Annotated in this window: 4 protein-coding genes; 1 reads left to right on the top strand and 3 read right to left on the bottom strand. The window is 67.4% G+C overall.

Going from position 1 to position 1,045, the window contains the following annotated elements:
* The 3 genes from A9X05_RS08775 to mftA all read right to left on the bottom strand — a co-directional run.
* The coding region (locus A9X05_RS08775) for a radical SAM protein (protein ID WP_156736568.1) at positions 1-451 on the bottom strand (451 nt) is incomplete at its 3' end.
* A complete protein-coding gene (mftB, locus tag A9X05_RS08770; RefSeq protein ID WP_067753474.1) occupies positions 448-720 on the bottom strand; it encodes a mycofactocin biosynthesis chaperone MftB in 273 nt (90 codons plus the stop codon). The genes mftB and A9X05_RS08775, both read right to left, overlap by 4 nt.
* Positions 721-724: 4 nt before the next feature.
* A complete protein-coding gene (gene mftA / locus A9X05_RS08765; RefSeq protein WP_046186817.1) occupies positions 725-814 on the bottom strand; it encodes a mycofactocin precursor MftA in 90 nt (29 codons plus the stop codon).
* 98 nt (positions 815-912) lie between these two features.
* Here mftA and A9X05_RS08760 point away from each other — a divergent pair.
* A partial coding sequence (locus tag A9X05_RS08760) for a TetR family transcriptional regulator (RefSeq protein WP_197498975.1) occupies positions 913-1,045 on the top strand: 133 nt, incomplete at its 3' end.

Here is a 1,045-nt window from a genome sequence, read left to right as displayed (position 1 = left end):
TGCCGGCGGCCTGGGCGACGTCGTCGACGCTGACGTCGGCGAAGCCGCGGGCGCTGAACAGCTCGATGGCGACGTCGAGCGAGATCTGGACGTCGACGTAGTCGCTGGCGGCCAGCCGGGCGGCGACCTCTTCGGTGATGCGGACCCCGTTGGTGGAGAACTTCACCCCGACGTGGTGCGCGGTCGCGTAGTCGACCAGCTCCCAGAAGTCCGGCCGGACGGTGGGCTCCCCGCCGCCGATGTTGACGTAGAACACCTGCATGCGTTCCAGCTCGTCGATGATGTCCATGCACTGACGGGTGGAGAGCTCTCGCGGATCGCGCTTGCCCGAGGACGAAAGGCAGTGCACGCACGCCAGGTTGCATGCGTACGTGAGCTCCCACGTCAGGCAGATGGGCGCGTCCAGGCCGCTCTCGAACTGCTCGATGAGCCGCGGCACGGTGGCAGTCATGGGGCCTCCTGGGGTACCAACATCTTCGAATCGGCCAACACGCCGAGCGCGTGCAGATAGGGCGCCTCGCCGGCGTCGTCCACCCCCGCCGCGCGGCAGGCGGAATGGACGTCGGCATGGTCGGCCAGCGACCGCACCACGGTGAGGATGGTGCGGTTCTTCAGGAAGGACAGCTTGCGGGTGCCGAAGTGGTAGAGCAGCGCCCCGAAGGGTTCGGGTCGAACCGCCACCTGCGGGTGCAACCGCCAGCCGCGGTCGGGGTCGAACACGGGGTCAGTAGACCCCGCACATGCCGTCGATGGACACCTCTTCGACCAGGGTCTCGGTGACGAGCTGGGTCTCGGTCTCGGTTTCGTGGTCCACGGGTCATTGCCTTTCGTCGGTTCTTGACAACGATGGGGATCGAGTCACAAGCTTCGTCAGAATATGGCATCGAGTGCCGAAATGGAAGGGCGGGTGTCATGGTGCCGCAGCCGCGGGTGGGCCGTCGCCGCTCGACAACGCCGCACCACATCACCGACGTCGCCATCGAGCTGTTCAGCGCCCGCGGCTTCGCCGACGTCAGCGTCGACGACGTCGCCCAGGCCGCCGGCA

Origin of the sequence: Mycobacterium sp. E3298, from assembly GCF_001666895.1 — a bacterium.
Classification (GTDB): Bacteria; Actinomycetota; Actinomycetes; order Mycobacteriales; family Mycobacteriaceae; genus Mycobacterium.
Note: the sequence above shows the minus strand (reverse complement) of the source record. Positions and strands in the feature narration are given on the sequence as shown.